Raw genomic sequence first — 21,055 nt, 5'->3', positions numbered from 1 at the left:
GCCCGCGGCGGCCCGCCGCGGACGTCGTCGAGCCGCTCGACCCGTGGACGCGCACGGAGGAGACGACATGACCTCGTACGTGCTGGGCTTCGAGGATCTCCGTGGGCGAGACACAGCCGTCGCTGGCGGCAAGGGCGCCAACCTCGGCGAGCTGACCGCTGCCGGGCTGCCCGTGCCGCCGGGGTTCGTCGTCACGGCGCAGTCCTACCTGTCCTCGATGGACGCCGCAGGGGTTCGCGGGGAGGTCGCGGCGCGGGTGCGGGAGGTGGTGGCGGGCTCCGGCGAGCTCGGTCCGCTCAGCGAGCAGCTGCGAACGCTCGTGCGGCGGGCGGGCACCACCGACGCGGTGCGCGCCGAGGTGGCTTCGGCGTTCGAGCGGCTGGGCGCGGCCAACGGCGTCGCCGTGCGGTCGTCGGCGACCTCGGAGGACACCGCGGGCGCTTCCTTCGCGGGGATGAACGAGACGTTCACCAACGTGAGGACGGCCGATGCGGTGCTCGACCGCGTGGTGGAGTGCTGGGCCTCCCTGTTCGGCGAGCGCTCGCTCGCCTACCGCGCCGAACGCGGGCTCACCGAGGAACCGGCGATCGCCGTCGTCGTGCAGGCCATGGTGCCCTCGGAGCGCTCCGGGGTGATGTTCACCGCCGATCCCGCGACGGGGGAACGGAATCGGATCGTGGTGGAAGCCGCCTTCGGGCTCGGCGAGGTCGTGGTCAGCGGAGCGGTCGAACCCGACACGCACATGGTGTCCGCGAAGGACTTCAGCGTGCTGAGCACGAGGGTGGGCACCAAGAAGTTCAAGCTGGTGCCCGCTCCCGGCGGCGGCGACCTGCACGTCGACCTCACCGAGGAGGAGACGACGGAGCGCGTGCTGACCGACCCCGAGGTGACGGAGCTGGCCAGGCTCGCGGCGCAGGTACAGCGGCACTACGGCTGCCCGCAGGACATCGAGTGGGCGATCGCCGACGGCCGGACCTGGCTCGTGCAGTCCCGCCCGATCACCACCCTGGACAACGGCTCCGGCGTGCTGCTCACCGGCTTGGCGGCCTCACCCGGCATCGCGACCGGGCAAGCGCGTGTGCTCTCCTCGCCCGCGCAGGGGCAGCTGCTGCGCGACGGCGAGGTGCTCGTGGCGGCGATGACGAACCCGGACTGGGTGCCCGCGATGCGCCGTGCCGGGGCCGTGGTCACCGACGAGGGCGGCATGACCTGCCACGCCGCGATCGTGGCGCGCGAGCTCGGAGTTCCGTGCGTGGTCGGCACCAGGACCGCGACCAGCGTGCTGCGCGACGGCCATCAGGTGACGGTCGATGGCAAGCAGGGCACCGTCGTCGCCGGTGCCGTCCGGCCGACGCGCACCGAGCCGGTGGCGGTGCCAGCGGTGCCCGCTGTCGAAGCGCTGGCGACCAAGCTCTACGTCAATCTGGCGCTGCCCGAGCACGCTGACGAGGTGGCGGCGCTGCCGGTGGACGGCGTCGGACTGCTGCGCGCGGAGTTCATGCTGACCGAGGCGCTCGCGGGAACGCATCCCCGGCGGTTCCTCGCCCAGGAAGGCCCGGAGCGCTTCGTCGCGGCGATGACCGAGGCGCTGCTGCGGATCACCCGGCCGTTCTCGCCGCGCCCGGTGATCTACCGCGCCATGGACTTCCGCAGCAACGAGTTCCGCGGCCTCGCCGGTGGTGAGGACTTCGAGCCGGTGGAGAACAACCCGATGATCGGCTACCGGGGCTGCTTCCGGTACGTGCGCGAGCCCGAGCTGTTCGCGCTGGAGCTGCAAGCGCTGGCCCGGGTGCGCGAGCAGACACCGAACCTGCACCTGATGATCCCGTTCGTGCGCACCCGTTGGGAGCTGGCCGCCTGCCTGGAGATGGTCGACGCCAGCCCGCTGGGCCGTCAGCGCGGCCTGCTGCGCTGGGTCATGGCCGAGGTCCCGTCGGTGGTCTACCGCATCCCGGAGTACGCGGCGATGGGCATCGACGGGGTGTCCATCGGCAGCAACGACCTCACGCAGCTCGTGCTCGGCGTCGACCGCGATTCGGCGCCGTGCGCGGAGCTGTTCGACGAGTCCGACCCGGCCGTGCTCGACACCATCGCGCGCATCATCCGAGCCTGCACCGACGCCGGCATCACTTCGTCGTTGTGCGGCCAGGCACCGTCCAACCGCCCGGAGTTCGCCGAGCACTTGGTGCGCGCCGGAATCACTTCGGTGTCGGTGAACCCCGACGTCGTCCGGCACGCCAGGGCGGTCATCGGCTCGGCTGAGCGCCGCCTGCTGCTGGACGTGGCGCGGCGATGATCCGCCGGTGGTGGCCGGAGCTCGTCTCGTGGGTGCTGGCGGCGGTGCTCACCGCCAGCACCCTCCACGGCCTTCTCGCCGAGCACGCCTACCGTCTCGCTCGGACCGTTGAGCTGGAGTCCCTCGCGCAGGACGCGCTGACCTTGGCCGTCGTCCCGGTGCTGGTGTTCGCGGGTCGGCGCAGCCGCCTCGGTTCTGCGCGCGGGCACCTGCTGTGGCTCGGGCTGTTGAGCTACGTCGCCTACACCTACGTGATCTACGCCTTCGGCGTGCCGAGCAATTCGGTGTTCCTGCTCTACGTGTGCGCGATGTCGCTCGCGATCGCGGCACTGGTCGACGGCATCGCGCGGATGAACGTGCGGCTGCTCGCTACAGCACTCGGCCCCGCGCGGCACCGGGCGGTCGGTGGCCTGCTGGTCGTGGTCGGGTGCGCTTTCGCGGCGCTGTGGCTGTCCGATCTGCTTCCCGCCGCGATCAGCGGTGCACCGCCGGGAACGGTCGGCGTCGGCGGATTGCCTTACCCGGTCTACGTCGTGGACCTCGCGCTGGTGTTGCCCGCGATGGCGGTCGTCGGTCTCGCTCTGCTCCGCGGCCACGTCGCGGGGCCCGCGCTCGCGGCCGTTCTGCTGGTCAAGCTGCTCGTCATGGGGTTGGCGATCTGGTCGATGGCCGTGGCGATCCTGGTCGACGGCGGCACGCCGAACTGGGCTGTCGCGGGCGTGTTCGCCGTGCTGATCGCCGTCTGCGCGACCGTCCTGGCCCGTGGAGCACACCGGATGCGGACTCCAGCGCCGGGCTGGCTCCGAGAGGCGCTGTGGACGGAGAACCCCTTGAGCGGAAAGGACATGTGATGCGATCCCAGAAATGGCAGGACCTCGACCCCGGGCGCAGGAGGAAGGTGATCGTCGCCGGTACCGTGCAGATCGCGCTCGCGGTGACCGCGTGGGTGGATCTGGCGCGCAGGAGCCCGGAGCGGCTGAACGGCCCGAAGAGGTTGTGGGCGCTGGTGATCGCAATCAACTTCGTGGGTCCGATCGCCTACTTCCGCTTCGGCCGCCGCCGCGATCGGTGAGCCGTCGGCGCACGCGATCCTGCCTGTCCTGCGCGGGAGGGCGAGGCGGCTGCTCACGGTCACGACCCAGTCGCCGCCCGCTCCTCGGCGTCGCGGCTAGTGGACGGCGTTGCCGGCGTCGCGGAACTGGGCGCGGACTCGGTCGAGCAGCTCCGGGGACGGCGTCGGGGTGTCGGCGAGCGGGAACGGGATGCCGAGCGCGGCGTACTTGAGCGCGCCGAGCTTGTGGAAGGGCAGGACCTCGACACGCTCCACAGTGGACAGTCCGGCGACGAAGGTGGCGATGCCCTCGACGTTGCCGGGGTCGTCGGTGAGGCCCGGCACGAGGACGAAGCGCACCCACATCGGCTTGCCGATCGCGTCGAGGCGGCGGGCGAAGGTGAGGGTGGGCTCGATCTGGCCGCCGGTGACCTCGCGGTAGGTGTCGGAGTCCCATGACTTGATGTCCAGCAGCACCAGGTCGGTGTCGGCGAGCAGCTCGTCGGTGGCCCACGCCCCGAGGTAGCCGGAGGTGTCCAGGGCGGTGTGCATGCCGAGCGCCTTGACCTCGCGCAGCAGTTGCTCGACGAAGTCCGGTTGCAGCAGCGGTTCCCCACCGCTGACGGTGAACCCGCCGCCCGCCACCTCGATGAAGCGGCGGTACTTCGCGATCTCCGCGACGACCTCCTCCACCGAGCGGCGGGTGCTGTCGCGCATGCGCCAGGTCTCCGGGTTGTGGCAGTAGCGGCACCGCAGTGGACAGCCGCCGAGGAACAGCACGAAGCGTGTTCCGGGGCCGTCCACCGCGGTCGCCAGGTCCCAGGAGTGGACCGCCCCGGTGATCACAGCGATCCGTGGAAGGTGCGGTTGACGACGTCGATCTGCTGCTCGCGGGTGAGCCGGACGAAGTTCACCGCGTAGCCGGACACCCGGATCGTCAGCTGCGGGTGCTTCTCCGGGTGCGCCATCGCGTCCAGGAGGGTCTCCCGGTTGAGCACGTTGGCGTTGAGGTGGAACCCGCCAGCGTCCACGTAGGCGTCGAGCACACCGACGAGGTTGGTGACGCGCTCGTTCTGCGTGTGGCCGAGGCCGTCCGGGGTGATCGTCGCGGTCAGCGAGATCCCGTCCAGTGCCTGGTCGTAGGGCAGCTTCGCCACCGAGAGCGCGGCGGCGACGAGCCCGTGGGTGTCGCGTCCGTTCATCGGGTTGGCGCCCGGGGCGAAGGGCTCGTGGGCGCGGCGACCGTCGGGGGTGTTGCCCGTGTGCTTGCCGTACACCACGTTCGAGGTGATCGTGAGGACCGACTGCGTGTGCTCGGCTGCTCGGTAGGCCGGGTACTGGCGCACCTTGGCCATGAATTCCTCGACCACCTCCAGCGCGATCGCGTCGGCGCGGTCGTCGTTGTTGCCGTAGCGCGGGAAATCGCCCTCCACCTCGTAGTCCACGGCCAAGCCAGCGTCGTCCCGGATCACCCGCACACGCGCGTGCCGGATCGCGGAGAGGCTGTCCACCACGACTGAGAGCCCCGCGATGCCGCAGCCGAGCAGGCGGTGCACCGGGTAGTCGTGCAACGCCATCTCGATGCGCTCGTAGGCGTACTTGTCGTGCATGCAGTGGATGATGTTGAGCGCGTCCACGTACACGCCGGCGAGCCAGCTGGTCATCCGGTCGAAGGCGATGGCCACCTCGCGCGGGTCGAGGTGGTCGCCGCGCAGCGCGGGGAAGGGCGGGGTGATCTGTTCTCCGGTCAGCTCATCGCGCCCGCCGTTGATCGCGTACAGCAGCGCTTTGGCGATGTTGACGCGCGCGCCGAAGAACTGCATCTGCTTGCCCACCCGCATCGCCGAGACGCAGCAGGCGATGGCCGCGTCGTCGCCGAAGCGCGGCCGGATCAGCTCATCGCTCTCGTACTGGATGGAGCTGGTGTCGACCGAGACCTGGGCGCAGAAGCGCTTGAAGCCCGCTGGCAGGCGCGGCGACCACAACACGGTCAGGTTCGGCTCCGGTGCGGGGCCGAGGTTGTAGAGGGTTTGCAGCATCCGGAAGGATGTCCTGGTCACCAGAGGTCGGCCGTCCTCCCCCATGCCGCCCAAGGTCTCCGTGACCCAGGTCGGGTCGCCGGAGAACAACTCGTCGTAGGCTGGTGTGCGCAGGAACCGGACGATGCGGAGCTTGATCACCAGGTCGTCGATGAGCTCCTGCGCGTCCTGTTCGGTGATCCTGCCCGCCGCGAGGTCCCGTTGGAGGTAGATGTCGAGGAAGGTGGCGGTGCGGCCCAACGACATCGCCGCGCCGTTCTGCTCCTTCACCGCCGCGAGGTAGCCGAAGTACAGCCACTGCACGGCTTCCCGCGCGGTCTCGGCCGGGCGGGCGATGTCGTAGCCGTAGGTCCGCGCCATCCGCCGCAGGTCCTCCAGCGCGCGGATCTGCTCGGCGAGTTCCTCGCGGTCCCTGATGACGTCCTCTGTGGACGGTGGACCGTCGATCGAGGCGCGCTCGCGGTACTTCTGCTCCAGCAAGCGCTTCACGCCGTAGAGGGCCACCCTGCGGTAGTCGCCGATGATCCGGCCGCGGCCGTAGGAGTCGGGCAGGCCGGTGATGATCCCCGCGCGGCGAGCCCGCTGGATCTCGGCGGTGTAGGCGTCGAAGACACCGTCGTTGTGGGTCTTGCGGTACTTGGTGAAGATCTCGCGCACCGCCGGGTCCAGCTCGTAGCCGTAGGCGATCAACCCGTTCTCCACCATGCGCAGGCCGCCGAAGGGCATGATGGCGCGCTTGAGCGGGGCGTCGGTCTGCAAGCCCACGATCAGCTCGCGCTCGCGGTCGATGTAGCCGGGCGCGTGTGAGGTGATCGACGCCGGAGTGCGCGTGTCCACGTCGTGGACGCCCTTGCGGCGCTCCTCGACGAACATCGCGGTGAGCTTCGCCCACACCGCGCTCGTGCGCTCGGTGCGGCCGTGGAGGAAGTCCGCCCCGCCGCGGTAGGGGCTGTAGTTGTGCTGGACGAAGTCGCGGACATCGATCGAGCTTCGCCAGCGGTGCCCGAGAAATCCGTTCCAGACAGCGGTTTCCTTGGTGGGTGCGGACATCTCCGAGTCCTCTCGCTCAGCGGAACAGCACGACCTTCAGCGCGCCGGTGTCGGCGGGCCGGGAGAACACGTCGTAGGCGGTCTCGATCTCACCGAGGCCGTAGCGGTGGGTGATGAAGCGCTCGGCGTCCAACCGCCCGGCGGCGAGCATCCGCAGCAGCCGAGGCGTCGTGCTGGTGTCCACCAGACCCGTGGTGATCGTGATGTCGCGGATCCACAGCTCTTCCAGGTGCAGCGTGGCGGGTTTGCCGTGGACGCCGATGTTGGCGACGTGTCCGCCGGGGCGGACCAGACGAGTGCACAGCTCGAAGCTCTCGGGAACGCCGACGGCCTCGATGACCGTGTCGGCGCCGAGGTCGTCGGTCAGCTCCGCGATGACGGTTTGCGGGTCGTCGTCGGCGTTGACCACGATGTCGGCGCCGAACTGCTTGGCCGCTTCCAGGCGCGAGCCCGCGCGGTCGATCGCCACGACGTGACTCGGGCTGTACAGCTGCGCGGTCTGGATCGCGGCGAGCCCGATCGGCCCGGTGCCGACGACGACCACGGTGTCGCCGGGTGAGACCCGTCCGTTGAGCACACCCACCTCGTAGGAGGTCGGCAGGATGTCGGCCAGCATCACCGCCGCGTCGTCGGAAACGGTGTCCGGCAACAGGTGCGTGGAGGTGTCGGCGAAGGGAACGCGGACGTACTCGGCCTGCGTGCCGTCGATGGTGTGCCCCAGCGTCCAGCCTCCCCCGCCCTGGCACTGGCCGTAGGTGCCGGTGCGGCAGTAGTCGCAGCGCCCGCACGAGGTGATGCACGAGATCAGCACGCGGTCACCGGGTTTGCGGCCGAGCACCGCGGGGCCGATGCTCTCGATCGTGCCGACGGCCTCGTGGCCGAGCACGCGGCCCGTCTCCACCTCGGGAACATCGCCCTTGAGGATGTGCAGGTCCGTGCCGCAGATCGTGACCGCGTCCACCCGGACGACAGCGTCCGCGGGATGGCTGACCTCGGGCTTGGGCACCTCCTCCCACGCGCGGCGGCCGGGTCCGTGGTAGGTCAACGCCTTCATGGTTTCTCCCTGCTCAGGCAGTGTGGGGGCGGACGACGGCGACGGGGCACGGCGCGTGGTGCAGCAGCGCCTGACTGGTGGAGCCGAGCAGCGCCCCGCGCAGGCCACCGCGTCCCCTGGAGCCGACGACGACCAGGCTGGCGGTGGCGGCTTCCGCGATGAGGGCGCTTGCGGGGGTCCGCCTGCTGACCACCCGGTGCACGGCGACGTCGGGGTGTTTCTCCTGCCAGCCCGCGAGGCGCTCGGCGAGCACGAGGTGCGCCTCCGCCTCGATGGCGACCCAGTCGAGCACCACGTAGGGCGCCATCGCCCACGCGTTCTCGGCGATGTGGTCGTTCCACGTGTGCACCGCGACGAGGTCGGCCCCGCTGCGGGATGCCTCGTCGAAGGCGAACTCCAGCACCGCGTCGCTGGCGGTCGAGCCGTCGACCCCCGCGACGACCGGGCCGGCGGACGGCGGTTCGGAGTCCGTTGTGGACCCGCGCACCACGACGACGGGGCAGTGGGCGTGCGCGGCGAGCGAGACGGCGACGGAGCCCACGACCAGCGAGGTGAACCCGCCGAGGCCGCGGGAGCCGAGCACGACCAGCTGGGCCTGCTTCGACAGCGGCACCAGGCTTTCCGCGGCGGTGCCGACGATGAGCTGGGTCTGCACCTCGACGTCCGGAGCCGACTCGCGCGCCAGGTCCGCCGCGACCAGCAGGTGGCCGCTTCCCTGATCGCGCAGTGCCTCTTCGAAGGTGCGCGGCAGCCTGGTCGGGGTGTAGGTGGTGATCTCCAGGCAGGCGTGCACGAGGTGCAGCGGTGCCCGGCGCGAGGCGGCCTCGCGGGCCGCCCACCGCACGGCGTGGCGCGCGGAGGTCGAACCGTCGACCCCGACGATGATCGGCTTGGTCATGACCGTCCCTCCAGGACGAACTCGTGAGCGGGTTTGCGGGGCGCGGCGGGGACGCTGTGCGTCGGAGTCCCCAGGCGCAGCAGCGCGTGCGGTCTGCCGGGCAGCTCCAGCCGGGCGGCGAGCCCGTTGCGGACCTCGGACAGGTGCAGGGGTTGGGTGATGACCGAGGCGCTCAAGCCCAGTGCGGTCGCCTCCAGCCAGGCCCGTTGCAGCGAGGCCCCGGCGAGCAGGTGCTCGCGCCTGCTGTCGCCCTCGGTGAACAGCACCAGCACGGTCTCGCCCTCGATGCTGTCGGCGATGACCTCGACGTCGGCGGCGGGGGTGCCGCGTCGGACCAGGCCGCCGAAGCGCAGCCCGGCGTCGAGGCGTTCGTGCGGGATGCCGGTGTGCACGCGCCGGTCGTGCAGGTGGGTGGTCCAGCCGAGCAGCTCCCGCTGGTAGGCGCGGTCACCGCGGAACACGCTCGTGGCGTGCTCGACGAAGCCGGCGAGGGCGTGGACCTGCTCGGCGCCGGAGATCCTCTGGATGCCGACCCGGCCGTCCGTCGAGGCGGTGATCAGGCCGATCTCCTTGTCGCTCAACGGTTGCGGGGAGAAGCGCAGTCGGTAGGAGCGACGGCGAGCGATGGCGGTGAACCTCGCGCGCTCGGCACCGGTCGGCGGGTGGGACTCGCCCGCGGTCACCGTGGCGACCCAGTCCGGCAGCAGCGGGTCACCCAGCAGGGCCGTCTCCGCCCGCCTGCCGAGGAAGCGCACCGCCAGCTCCAGGTTCGCCAGTGCGGCGCCGCAGGAGAGCAGCCGGTCCCTGCCGGTCGGGTCGTGGTGGGGCAACGCGATGTCGCGGCGCTCGAACAGCAGCGCGTGGTGGTCGGTCAGCTCCAGCGCCCACGGCTGGGAGTTGTGCACCGACGGGGCGAGTCGCACGGCGTCGATCAACGTCTTGGCCTCGTCGCGAGTCCAGGAACTCATGGCGGACATCTCTCTAGTAGGTGGGCGCGATCGGGTGCTCGATCTCGAAGTGTTTGCGCGGCAGTCGATCGGGCGGGGGGATCACCACGACGGGCACGGTGGCGTGGCGGACGCAAGCCGCGGCGCAGGAGCCGAGCACGATCTCGCGCAGCAGCCCACCGCGGTGCGAGCCGACCACGAGCAGGGCCGCGTCCTCGGAGGCCACGAGCAACCGGGTGGCAGGCGAGCCGGACACGCTCACCTTCCGCACACCCACGGCGGTCGTGACCTTCGCGCGAGCGGCGGTGACCGCGTCGTCGAGCAGCTCGGTGGAGGCCGCGCGCACGGCCTCGACCGAGGTGAAGGCGAAGTCCGACAGCGGTTCGTGGCTCCACACGTTGACCGCGGTCACGGTGGCTCCCCGTGTGACGGCTTCCTCCATGGCCCACACGAGGGCAGCGCGGCCGGCTTCGCTCTCGTCAACGCCGACGACGATCTCGTTGCCGTTCATGGGTTTCTCCTTCAGCTCCAGGACCACTCGGTGATGTGCGCGGGGTCCACTCCGTGCTCGCGGGTGTGCGCGCGGCAGCGCAGGCGCTCGGTGACCATCCGCTGGCGCAGGTGCGCGGCGCGCACGGCCAGCCCGGGGACGCGGTCGATCACGTCCATGACCAGGTGGTAGCGGTCGAGGTCGTTGAGCATCACCATGTCGAAGGGCGTGGTGGTGGTGCCCTCCTCCTTGTAACCGCGCACGTGCAGGTTGGCGTGGCCGTTGCGGCGGTAGGCGAGGCGGTGGATCAGCCAGGGATAGCCGTGGAAGGCGAAGATCACCGGTCTGTCCACTGTGAACAGTGCGTCGAACTCGTTGTCGGGCATGCCGTGCGGGTGCTCCGACCGCGGTTGGAGCCGCATCAGGTCGACGACGTTGACCACGCGGACGGCGAGCTCCGGCAGCTCGGCGCGCAGGATCTTCGCCGCGGCGAGGGTTTCCAGTGTCGGCGTGTCACCGGCGCAGGCGAGCACGACGTCGGGCTCGCGCCCCTGGTCGGTGCTGGCCCAGTCGAACAGCCCGATGCCTCGGGTGCAGTGCGCGATCGCCTCCGGCATGGACAGCCAGGTGGGGGCGGGCTGTTTGCCCGCGACGACCACGTTCACGTAGTCCTTGGAGCGCAGGCAGTGGTCGGCCACCGACAGCAGCGTGTTGGCGTCCGGCGGCAGGTAGACGCGGACCACCTCGGCCTTCTTGTTGATCACGTGGTCGAGGAAACCGGGGTCCTGGTGGCTGAATCCGTTGTGGTCCTGCCGCCACACGTGCGAGGTCAGCAGGTAGTTCAGCGAGGAGATCGGCCGCCGCCACGGGATGCCCCTGGTGACCTTGAGCCACTTCGCGTGCTGGTTGAGCATCGCGTCGACGATGTGGATGAACGCCTCGTAGCAGCTGAACAGCCCGTGCCGCCCGGTGAGCAGGTAGCCCTCCAGCCAGCCCTGGCACAGGTGCTCGGAGAGGACCTCCATCACCCGGCCCGCGCGGTCGAGGTGTTCGTCGGTGGGCAGCCGCCCCGCCGACCACGCGCGGTCGGTGACCTCGAAGACGGCCTCCAGCCGGTTGGAGGCCGTCTCGTCGGGGCCGAACAGGCGGAAGTTCGACGGGTTGGCCCGCATGACCTCGCGCAGCCAGGTGCCGAGCACGCGGGTCGCCTCGGCGGTGGTGGCTCCGGGGGCGGGGACCGGAACCGCGAAGTCGCGGAAGTCCGGCAGATGCAGGTCGGCGCGCAGCAGCCCGCCGTTGGCGTGCGGGGTCGCCGACAGTCTGCGTTCCCCTTCTGGGACAAGGGGGTCGATGTCGTCGACCGGCACACCGGCTGCGTCGAAGAGGTCTTCGGGGCGGTAGGAGCGCAGCCAGCGCTCCAACTCCACCAGTCGCTCCGGGTGGTTGCGCACGTCGGCCAGCGGCACCTGGTGCGAGCGCCACGTGCCCTCGACGGGCTTGCCGTCGACGACCTTGGGACCGGTCCAGCCCTTGGGGCTGCGCAGCACGATCATCGGCCACTGCGGGCGGTCGGGTCGGACGGCCCGGATCCCGGCGATGTCGTCGAGCGCCTGGTCCATCGCCGCGGCCATGTCGCGGTGCATCGCGTCGGGGTCGTCGCCGCACACGAAGTACGGCTTGTGCCCGAAGCCGGCGAGCATCGAGCGCAGTTCGTCGTCGCCGATGCGGGCGAGCACGGTCGGGTTGGCGATCTTGTAGCCGTTGAGGTGCAGGATCGGCAGCACGACGCCGTCGCGGGCGGGATCGACGAACTTGTTCGAGTGCCAGCTGGCCGCCAGCGGGCCGGTCTCGGCCTCGCCGTCGCCGATCACGCAGGCCACGACAAGGTCCGGGTTGTCGAAGGCGGCCCCGTAGGCGTGGGCGAGCGAATAACCGAGTTCCCCGCCCTCGTGGATCGAGCCGGGCGTCTCGGGTGCGACGTGGCTGGGAACCCCGCCGGGGAAGGAGAACTGGCGGAACAGCTCGCGCATGCCGTCGGCGTCGCGGCCGATCGCCGGGTAGACCTCGGAGTAGGTGCCGTCCAGCCACGCGGTGGCGAGCGCGGCGGGACCGCCGTGCCCGGGGCCGAGCACGTAGAGCATTCGCTGGTCCCGCTCGATGATCACGCGGTTGAGGTGGGCCAGCACGAAGTTCAGCCCCGGCGTGGTGCCCCAGTGCCCGAGCAGCCGCGGCTTCACGTGCTCCGGCCGCAGCGGCTCGGTCAGCAGGGGGTTGTCCATCAGGTAGATCTGGCCGACTGAGAGGTAGTTCGCCGCTCGCCAGTAGGCGTTGAGCCGGTCGACTTCGCCGTCGGTGAGCGCCGCGGCGCTGTGCTCGACCGTCATCACGTCGGCCACGTCATGTCCTTTCCGAGTCCTGAACTCCACTTCTGCAACCGTGCCGTTCTCGGTGCGGTGCGAGCAGGGACCAAAGACCCGCGCCACGCGCTGGACGTCACAAGCGCAGGCGCCGCAACCACGGATCGGTCACCTCGCGCGGCACCACGCGCACCCGCGCGTCCACGGCGACGCAGCCGTGCGGGCCGGCCAGCACGGGGTTGAGGTCCAGCTCGGCCACCTCCGGCAGCAGCTCGGCCAGCCGCGCCACCCGCAGCAGCACCTCCCGCACCGCAACGAGGTCCACCGGCGCGGCCCCCCGGTGGCCGTGCAGCACCGGTGCCGCGCGCAGCGACCCGAGCAGCTCGTCAGCGTCCACTGTGGACAGAGGAACGAGTCGGAACGCCCGGTCGGCCAGCACCTCCGTCGCCACACCGCCGAGCCCGCACACCACGAGCGGGCCGAACAGCTCGTCCGAGGTGACACCGATCAGCAGCTCGACACCCGGCTCGGCCATCGGCTGCACCTCCACCGCGTTCACGCGGTCACCGAACCTGCGCCACAGGCTCGCCGCGCCCTCGGCCACCGCCTCCGGGCCGACGTCGAGCAGCACACCGCCGACGTCGCTCTTGTGCAGCACCTCGTCGGCGACCACCTTCAACGCCACCGGCCGGTCGAACCGTCGCTGCGCCGCGACGACCTGCTCCTCCGTCGTGGCCAGCTCCGACGGCACGAGGGGTATGCCGAAGGCGGTCAGGACGGCGCGGACGTCCTCCGGCGGCAGCCACCCGCCGCCCGGGTGCTCGGCAAGCACGCCGCGCGCCAGCTCCACGTCGATCCCGGGCAGGTCGGGGACCACGCCCGGATCGCGGGCCAGCCACCGAGCCCGGCTCACCGCGGCTCGCAGCGCGCGGGCGGCGCCGGAGGCGTCGGAGTAGCTGGGCAGGCGGTGCGCGCCCGCCGCCACGAGCTCGACCTGGGCGCGTTGGCCCGGCCGCACCAGCAGCAGCGGTTTCTCCACCGCCACCGCCAGGTCGGCCAGCTCGCCAACGCGTTCTCCCGCATCTCCCAGGGCGGTCGGCACGCTGATCGCGAACACCGCGTGCACGCCCGGATCGGTCAGCGCCAGCCGCACCGCATCGGCGAAGCTCTCCGCGCTGACAGCGGCCGTGGTGTCGACCGGGTTGGCCACCGCAGCCTGCGCGGGCAGCACGGCTCGCAGGCCGCTCGTCGTCATCTCCGTCAACGGTGCGAGGTCGAGGTCCTTCCGCGCGCACGCGTCGGCGGCGAGGACTCCGATGCCCCCGGCGTTGCTGACGACCGCCACGCCCGGCCCGGACGGCAGCGGCTGGGTGCGCAGCAGCGCGACGACCTCCACGAGCTCGTCGAGGTCGTCCACGACCGTCACCCCGGCTTGGGCGAAGACCGCGTCGCGGGTGACGGCGGGCGTCGCCGCGGCGGCGGTGTGCGAGGCGGCGGCCCGCTGGGCGCTCTCGGAGGTGCCTGCGCGCACGGCCACGACCGGGGTGGTGGTGCCGAGGTGGCGGGCGAGCCGGGTGAACTTGCGCGGGTTGCCGAAGGACTCCAGGTAGAGCACGGCCAACCGGGTCCGCTCGTCCCTGGCCCACCACATCAGCAGATCGTTGCCGCTGACGTCGTACTTGTCCCCCGTTGAGACCATTGTGGACACTCCGAGGCCCAGGTGGGACAAGCGTTCCAGCACGGCGATGCCCACTCCGCCGGACTGCGTCACCACACCGACCTCGCCCGCCGGGTCGGGTGAGCGGGAGAAGGCGGCGTGCAGCGCCGAACCGGGATCGGTGTTGATCACGCCGAGGCAGTTCGGCCCCACCAGGCGCATGCCGTGCTCCACCACGGCGGCGCGCAGCCCCTTCGCCAGCTCGGGGTCGTCGGTGATGCCGGCGGTGACCACGAGCAGCGCCTTGACCCCTCGGCGTCCGCACTCCCGCGCGACGGCGGGGACGGCGGGCGCGGGCACGCAGAGCACGGCCAGCTCGGGAGCCTCCGGCAGTGCGGCGACGTCCGGGTAGCAGAGCAGGCCCGCCACCATGCCCGCCTTGGGGTTGACCGGCCACAGCCGTCCGCGGAACCCGCCGTCGACCAGGTTGCACAGCACGGCGTTGCCCACCGACGACGGTGAGCGACCCGCGCCGATCACCGCGACCGACTCCGGCGCCAGCACCGAGCGCAGACTCGCCCGGTCGGCCACCATCTCGCGGACGCGCACCGCCTCCTGGTAGGACTCGTCCTCGGTCAGCCGCAGCGTCACCGAGATCGTGACCCCGTCGCGGACGATCGCGGCGGGCAGGCCGCAGTCGGTGAGCACCCGCAGCATCCGCGCGTTGACCGCCAGCAGGTCGGCGTGCAGGTAGCGCATGCCGTGCCGCCTCGCCAACGATCCCAGGTGCTCCAGCAGCAACGTCCCGACGCCGTGCGCCTGCTCGGAGTGCGCGACGGCCACCGCGACGTCGGCGTGGTCGGACTCGGTCATGACGTGGTAGCTGGCCACGCCGAGGAGGACGCCGTCCAACCACGCGCCGAGCGCGCCGAAGCTGGTGTCCGGCGGGTGCGCCAGTCTCCGCACGTAGTGCTCGATCACCGTGTGCGCCATCGAGAAGAACCTCTGGTACCGGTCCTGGTCGGGCAGCTTCTCGTGCAGCTCGCGGATCGCGGGGAGGTCGGTGTCGGTGACCACGCGCAGCACGACCGGCCTACCGTCGGTCAGCAGCGCGCGGACCGCGGTCACCGGCTCTCCTGCGGGCGCACGCGCACCCGGCTGACCCCGGGCACGGCCCTGGCCAATGCGATCACCACGCGCTCGGCGGTGTCGTCCTCGGGCGGCAGCTCGCCGCGCACGGTCACCACGCCGTTCTTCGCCCGCACCTCCCAGTGGCGCCAGCTGTCGGCATAGGCGCACAGCCTGCGCCGGACATCGGCGGCGACGGCCTCGTCGTTGCGCACCAGGGTCCTGATCAGGTCCTGCCTGCTGACGATGCCCACCACTCGCGAGCCGTCCACGATCGGCATGCTGCGGACGTGGCGCTCCAGCATGTGCTCGGCGATGTCGGCGGCGTCGGCACCCGGCGTCATCGCGACCACGGTCGTGGTCATGACCCCGCCGACCGTTCCCGGGGCCGGTTCCCCGTCCACCGTGTCGCCCTCGGGTCGCCAGATGTGCGCGCGGGGGTCGCTGGGGATGCGGTCGCGGAGCAGGTCGGCCTCGGCGACGATGCCGATCAGCCGGGAGTCGTCGTCGATGACCGGCAAGGCCGCGAAGCGGTGCTTGGTCAGCACCTCCGCGGCCTCGCGCACCGAGGTCTCCGGGTGGACGCAGATCACGGGGTTGGTCATGATGTCGCGGGCTCTCATGTCTTCTCCTTCTCGGGTAAGGGTTTCGTGGCCTGCCACGAGGTCAGGAGAAGACAGGCCAGCACCGGCAGCGCGTAGGGCCACATCCCGAGCACCAGCAGTCCGCAGTGGAACAGCGCGGCTCCGGCGAGCCCGATGACGCGCCTGCTCTCCGACAGCGCGCAGACCGCGACGGCGAACTGGTAGAGGGCCACCAGCGGCATCCAGAAGCCGGGATGGGCTCCCACCGTGGCCGCCCACAGCGCCCGGACCCAACCGGGGGCACCGGCCCACTCGGCGAAGCCGACGTAGGACTCCGGCGCCAGCAGCACCACGAGTAGGTTGGTGAAGAACGCCAGCGCGAACACCACACCGGTGACGACGGCGGCCTCGTTTGTCCACTGTGGATGGTCTTGTCTCATCGTCTTCCTCGCATCGCCTTGTCCGCGGCGTCGGCGGCCACCAGAACGGGGATGACGGCCAGCGCGAGCAACCAGCCGCCCAGGTCGGGGAACGCCCCGCCGAGCACCTCGGGGAAGGGCGGGAGGAGCAGGAACACCAGCAGCACCGCCAGCTCCACCGCCACCGCACCCAGCAGCAACCGGTTGCCGCGGAACCCGGTCGCGCCCACCCACCTGGTCTCGCTGCGGCAGGCGAAGGCGTTGGCCAGCTGACCGAGCACGATCGCGCTGAAGGCGACCCCCGAGGCCAGCGCCAGCGTCCCCGGCGCCACCGCGGCGCCGGGGGTCCACCCGGCGGTGGCGAGGGTGAGCAGGAACGCCGCGAGCGCCATCAGCGCCTCGGCCGGGCCGAGCACCAGGAACACCCGGCGCAGCGTCAACCGGTCGATCAGCGCGCCGACGCGGGCCGGGCCGCGCATCGCGCGGGGGTCGGCGGGCTCCGCGCCCAGCGCCAGCGCTGGCAGCAGGTCGGTGCCGATGTCCAGCGCCAGCACCTGCAACACCGTGATCGCCAGCGGGATCGTGCCGCCGGAGAGCGCCCACAGCACGAACGGCGCCAGCTCGGCGACGTTGTCGGTGAGGTGGTAGGTCAGGAAGCGGCGGATGTTGGCGAAGGTGGCCCGCCCCAGCTCCACCGCGCCGACGATGGTGGCGAAGTGGTCGTCCAGCAGCACCAGGTCGGCGGCCTCGCGGGCCACGTCGGTGCCGCTGGCACCCATCGCGATCCCGATGTCCGCCGCGCGCAGCGCCGGGCCGTCGTTGACCCCGTCGCCGGTCATCGCCACCACGTGCCCCCGGCTCTGGAGGGCGCGGGCGATGCGCAGCTTGTCCTCCGGGGTCACCCTGGCCACCACGACGCCGTCGTGGTCGAGCAGCTCGCCGAGCGCGGCCTCGTCCTCGGGCAGGTCCTCGCCCCGCACCACGATCCGCTCCGGGCCGAGGAGTCCGACCTGCTCGGCGATGGCGCGCGCGGTCCCGGGGTGGTCGCCGGTGATCATCGCGAGCCGGATGCCCGCGGTGCGGCAGCGCGCGATCGCCTCGCCGACGTCCTCGCGGGGCGGGTCCTGCAACCCGACGACGCCCAGCAGCTCCAGGTCGCGCTCGGCCTCCTCAGGGCGCTGGCCGGGCAGTGCGCCCCGGCCCCGGGCGACGGCGAGCACCCGCAGTCCCTGCTCCGCGAACTCCGCGACCGCGTCGACCACGCCCCGGGGAACCTCGCGGCACAGCGGCAGCACTGAGTCCGGGGCGCCGGTGACGTGCAGCCCGGCGGCGTCGGTGACCGACGAGCGGCGGCGGCGCGGATCGAAGGGCAGTCGCAGCACGGCGGGTGGCGGGGGGTCGACCAGCCCGGCGCGCGCGGCGAGCACGTGCAGCGCGACCTCCATGGGATCGCCGAACGGGCGCCAGTGGCCCTCGTGCAGGCAGGCGTGGGCGTCCGGGGAGCAGCGGCGGGCGCTGTCGGCCAGGGCGCGCACGGCCGCGAGGTCCCCGCGCACCGATCCGGAGGGCTCGTAGCCCGAACCGTCCACCGCGGCCGGTCCTGCCGGGGTCATGACCCGCACGACCGCCATCTCGTTCCTGGTCAGCGTGCCGGTCTTGTCGGTGCAGATGAAGCTGGTGGCGCCCAACGTCTCCACCGCGTCGAGCCTGCGCACGAGGGCGTTGCGCTCGGCCATCACCCGCGCCGCGCGGGCCAGCGACAGCGTCACGGTCGGCAGCAGGCCCTCCGGGACGAGCGCGACGGTGACCCCGACCGCGAACAGGAAGCCCTCCGTGGCGCTCATGCCCAGCGCCAGCGCGAGCCCGAAGAACACCAGTCCGAGCGCCACCGCCACCAGGCCCACGACCTTCACCACGCGGTTCAGCCGCGAGGTCAGCGGGCTGGGCGGGCGCTGCGCCCGCACCGTCAGCTCGGCGATCCCGGCGATCCGGGTGTGCGCGCCGGTCGCGGTCACCACGGCCTCGGCATCACCCTCGACCACGTGGGTACCGGCGTGGGCGCGGTCGCCTTCTCCTGGGCGCACCGGGCGGCTCTCCCCCGTCAACGTGGACTCGTCGACGGCGAGGCCCGCCACGGACAGCAGCAGCGCGTCCGCGCTCACCCGGTCGCCCGCGGACAGCAGCACCATGTCGTCGACGACCAGCTCGGCCGCGTCCACCTCGACCCGCCTGCCGTCCCTTCGCACCACCGCGCGGGCCGGGATCAGCGAGCGCAGGTGCTGGGCGGCCTTGTCCGCCCGGTACTCCTGGGCGAAGGCGAACACCGCGTTGACCAGCACCACGACGGCGATCGCGATCGCCAGCTCGGGCATCCCGCCGAGCAGCGCCAGCCCGGAGGCGACCCACAGCAGCAGCGCGAAGAAGTGCACGAGTTGCTTGCCCAGCAAGAACAACGGGGACGTGCGGTGCCGCGTCGGCAGCACGTTGGGGCCGTCGGCGCGCAGCCTTTCGCTCGCCTCGGCACTGGTGAGTCCGGGCCGCGTGAGCGTGGTCATCGCGTCCACCCCCACGCCGCGAAGACGCGGTTGGCCGCGCTGTAGAGCAGCAGCGCCACGAGCGCCCCGCAGACCGCGAGCGCGACGCCGTCCCAGCCCAACGGCACGAGCCCGAGCGCGTCGCGCAGCACGGGAACGGTGAGCACGAGGACCTGCAACAGCGCCGTTGCGGCGACGGTCAGCAGCAGCGCGCGGTTGCGCGTCCACCCGCGCTCGAACGGCCACCGGTGCGCGCGCACCGCGAAGACGAGCAGCAGCTGGGTGATCGCCGAGGTCACCAGCAGCTCCGTGCGGATCTGCTCGGCGGAGTAGCCCCACCACACCGCGACCAGTCCGACGGTGACCATCGCCGCCGCGACCTTGAGACCACCCATCACCAGCAGCAGCGACCGCCGCGCGGACAGCAGCCGCTGCCCCGCGCGCCTCGGCGGATCGGCCAGCAGGTCGCCGGGCGCGCGGTCCACACCCAGAGCCAAGGCGGGCGGGCCCTCGGTCATGAAGTTCAGCCACAGGATCTGCACCGGCAGCAGCGGCACCCCGACCCACGGCACCAGCGCCATCATCGCCAGCACCGTCGCGACGAGCTTGACGTTGGCAGTGATGAGGTAACTGACGACCGTGCGGATGTTGCGGTGGATGCGCCTGCCCTCGCGGACCGCGTCGACCACCGTCCGCAGGTCGTCATCGGTCACCACCAGCGCCGCGGCCTGCCTGGCGACGTCGGTGCCGCCCGTGCCCGCGAGCGCCACGCCGACGTCGGCGGCGCGCAGTGCCGGCGCGTCGTTGACCCCGTCCCCGGTCATCGCGACCACGGCCCCGGTTGCGCGGTGGGCCTCGACGAGGGCGAGCTTGGTCTCGGGGTCGACCCTGGCCACCACGTTCGCCTCCAGCAGCGCGGCGGCGCGGTCGCCGTGCTCGGCCAGCTCGGCGCCGGTGACCACGCGGTCCCGGTCGATCCCAGCCCGTCCCGCGATCACCGCGGCCGTCTCGGGGTGGTCGCCGGTCACCAGCACCACGCGGATGCCCGCGCGGCGGAGCTCGGCGATGGTGCCCACGGCGCTCTCGCGCAGCGGGTCGGCGAGGCCGAGGACCCCGAGCGGGCGCAGCGGGAAGCACTCGGCCAGGAAGCGTTCCCAGTCCGGCTCGCACCCGGCCGAGCTGTTGCCTTCGGCGAGGACGAGCACGCGCAGCCCCGCCGAGGTCATGCGGTCGACCTGTGCGCTCAGCAGGCGGGCCTGGTCCTGGTCGCACAGCGGCAGCACGGCCTCGGGAGCGCCTTTGACCGAGAGCACCGTGCCCGAGGAGGTGCGGCGCAGCGTGGCCATCCGCCGCGTGCTCGCGTCGAACGGCTCGGCCTCCAGCAGCTGTTCGACCACGGGCTCGCGGGCGAGTTCCTTGCGCGCGGCCTCCCTGAGCGCGATGTCCACCGGGTCGCCGGTCCAGCCCGTCGGGGTGCGCTCGGCCTCGTTCGCCCGCACCGCGGCCAGCCACAGCTGCTCGGGCAGCGCGCCCACGGCGGGCTCTGCCGCCACCACCGCGAGCTTGCCGGTGGTCAGCGTTCCGGTCTTGTCCGTGCACAGCACGGAGGTGCTGCCCAGCGTCTCGACGGACTCCAGTCTGCGCGCGATCGCGCCACGGCGGGCCATGCGGTGCGCGCCGAGCGCCAGCGCGCCGGTCACCACGGCGGGCAACCCCTCCGGGACCGCCGCCACCGCGATCGCCACCCCTGCCAGCAGCGCGAGCTGCCAGGCTCCTGGATCGCGCCACCACAGCACCGCCACGAGTGCGAGGCCGACCAGAGCGGCGGCCAGCCCCAGTTTCTTCGCCACCTCGGCGAGTTCGCGCTGCAACGGCGTCCGAGGCGGGCGCCCGAGGCTCGCGGCGAGCCTGCCCACCGCGCTCTGCCCGCCGACGGCGACCACCACACCGCGGCCACCGCCGCGCACCACGACGGTCCCGGCGAAGGCACTGTCGCCGGGCTCCTTGGCCGAGGGAACGGACTCTCCGGTCAGGATCGCCTCGTCCACGGCCATCGACGCGGTCCGCACCAGTCGGAGGTCGGCTGGCACGGCGTCACCGGCGCGCAGCAGCACGAGGTCGCCGACGACCAGCTCCGCGGTGGGCAGTCTCCGGATCCGACCGCCGCGGTCGACGACGGCGGTGGGGGCGCTCAGCTCGCGCAGCGCGGTGATCGCACGGTCGGCCCTGGCCTCTCCCACTGCGGCCAGGACTCCGTTGAGCACGACGATCACCAGGATGCCCACGCCCTCGACGACCTGGCCGAGCACGGTCGTGCTGAGCACGCCCGCGACGAGCAGGACCGCCGTCAGCGGCGCGGCCAGTTGGCGCGCGAACCGCGTCACCATGTTCGGCGGCCGTTCGACGGCCACCTCGTTCGGTCCGTCGCGCAGCAACCGCGCCGCCGCCTCGGCCTCGGACAGTCCCGAGGTCCTCTCGCCAACCGCGGTCGCGCTCACGTGTTCTCCCCGTTTCCTCGGTGTCGACATCGAGCCTGGTCCTCGCGAGTGCG

General features: G+C 72.1%; 15 protein-coding genes. 3 read left to right on the top strand and 12 right to left on the bottom strand.

Annotated elements, in window-relative coordinates; genetic code table 11:
• The first annotated feature begins 67 nt into the window (after positions 1-67).
• Genes ppsA through CCN37_RS21880 form a run of 3 tightly spaced genes read left to right on the top strand, consistent with a single transcriptional unit; the run spans position 68 to position 3,368 of the window.
• A complete protein-coding gene (ppsA, locus tag CCN37_RS21890; RefSeq protein ID WP_086824089.1) occupies positions 68-2,296 on the top strand; it encodes a phosphoenolpyruvate synthase in 2,229 nt (742 codons plus the stop codon).
• On the top strand, positions 2,293-3,147 hold the full coding sequence (locus tag CCN37_RS21885) for a hypothetical protein (protein ID WP_086824087.1): 855 nt from the start codon (positions 2,293-2,295) through the stop codon (positions 3,145-3,147). The genes ppsA and CCN37_RS21885 overlap by 4 nt, the downstream gene beginning before the upstream one ends.
• Complete coding sequence (locus CCN37_RS21880; protein ID WP_086824085.1) at positions 3,147-3,368, top strand: PLD nuclease N-terminal domain-containing protein; 222 nt, start codon at positions 3,147-3,149, stop codon at positions 3,366-3,368. The genes CCN37_RS21885 and CCN37_RS21880 overlap by 1 nt, the downstream gene beginning before the upstream one ends.
• A gap of 96 nt (positions 3,369-3,464) precedes the next feature.
• Here CCN37_RS21880 and pflA read toward each other — a convergent pair whose 3' ends face one another.
• The 12 genes from pflA to CCN37_RS21820 form a co-directional block, all read right to left on the bottom strand.
• Positions 3,465-4,193, bottom strand: a complete 729-nt coding sequence (gene pflA / locus CCN37_RS21875; protein ID WP_246843221.1) for a pyruvate formate-lyase-activating protein — start codon at positions 4,191-4,193, stop codon at positions 3,465-3,467.
• Positions 4,190-6,436: a formate C-acetyltransferase gene (gene pflB, locus CCN37_RS21870; protein ID WP_086824081.1), complete on the bottom strand. Its 2,247-nt coding sequence runs from the start codon at positions 6,434-6,436 to the stop codon at positions 4,190-4,192. The genes pflA and pflB overlap by 4 nt, the downstream gene beginning before the upstream one ends.
• A gap of 16 nt (positions 6,437-6,452) precedes the next feature.
• Complete coding sequence (locus tag CCN37_RS21865) at positions 6,453-7,490, bottom strand: zinc-dependent alcohol dehydrogenase family protein (RefSeq protein ID WP_086824079.1); 1,038 nt, start codon at positions 7,488-7,490, stop codon at positions 6,453-6,455.
• Between the two features lie 13 nt (positions 7,491-7,503).
• Positions 7,504-8,388 (bottom strand): universal stress protein, encoded by an 885-nt coding sequence (locus CCN37_RS21860; RefSeq protein WP_086824077.1) that lies wholly within the window; start codon positions 8,386-8,388, stop codon positions 7,504-7,506.
• The gene (locus CCN37_RS21855; protein WP_168200789.1) at positions 8,385-9,356 is read right to left on the bottom strand and encodes a nitroreductase family protein; all 972 of its coding nucleotides are present in this window, start codon (positions 9,354-9,356) and stop codon (positions 8,385-8,387) included. Before CCN37_RS21855 ends, CCN37_RS21860 begins: the two co-directional genes overlap by 4 nt.
• 13 nt (positions 9,357-9,369) lie before the next feature.
• Positions 9,370-9,846: a universal stress protein gene (locus tag CCN37_RS21850; RefSeq protein ID WP_143261730.1), complete on the bottom strand. Its 477-nt coding sequence runs from the start codon at positions 9,844-9,846 to the stop codon at positions 9,370-9,372.
• An 11-nt stretch (positions 9,847-9,857) separates the two neighbouring features.
• Positions 9,858-12,212 (bottom strand): phosphoketolase, encoded by a 2,355-nt coding sequence (locus CCN37_RS21845; protein WP_371504727.1) that lies wholly within the window; start codon positions 12,210-12,212, stop codon positions 9,858-9,860.
• A 106-nt stretch (positions 12,213-12,318) separates the two neighbouring features.
• Positions 12,319-14,967 (bottom strand): bifunctional GNAT family N-acetyltransferase/acetate--CoA ligase family protein, encoded by a 2,649-nt coding sequence (locus CCN37_RS21840; RefSeq protein WP_086824071.1) that lies wholly within the window; start codon positions 14,965-14,967, stop codon positions 12,319-12,321.
• Positions 14,964-15,590 (bottom strand): HPP family protein, encoded by a 627-nt coding sequence (locus tag CCN37_RS21835; protein WP_086824069.1) that lies wholly within the window; start codon positions 15,588-15,590, stop codon positions 14,964-14,966. The genes CCN37_RS21840 and CCN37_RS21835 overlap by 4 nt, the downstream gene beginning before the upstream one ends.
• Positions 15,587-15,991 (bottom strand): hypothetical protein, encoded by a 405-nt coding sequence (locus CCN37_RS21830; RefSeq protein WP_143261729.1) that lies wholly within the window; start codon positions 15,989-15,991, stop codon positions 15,587-15,589. Before CCN37_RS21830 ends, CCN37_RS21835 begins: the two co-directional genes overlap by 4 nt.
• On the bottom strand, positions 15,988-18,525 hold the full coding sequence (locus CCN37_RS21825) for a cation-transporting P-type ATPase (protein WP_086824092.1): 2,538 nt from the start codon (positions 18,523-18,525) through the stop codon (positions 15,988-15,990). The genes CCN37_RS21830 and CCN37_RS21825 overlap by 4 nt, the downstream gene beginning before the upstream one ends.
• Positions 18,522-21,002, bottom strand: a complete 2,481-nt coding sequence (locus CCN37_RS21820) for a cation-transporting P-type ATPase (RefSeq protein ID WP_168200788.1) — start codon at positions 21,000-21,002, stop codon at positions 18,522-18,524. The genes CCN37_RS21825 and CCN37_RS21820 overlap by 4 nt, the downstream gene beginning before the upstream one ends.
• Positions 21,003-21,055 lie beyond the last annotated feature (53 nt).

Origin of the sequence: Allokutzneria sp. NRRL B-24872, assembly GCF_002155965.1 — a bacterium.
GTDB lineage: Bacteria > Actinomycetota > Actinomycetes > Mycobacteriales > Pseudonocardiaceae > Allokutzneria.
Note: the sequence above shows the minus strand (reverse complement) of the source record. Positions and strands in the feature narration are given on the sequence as shown.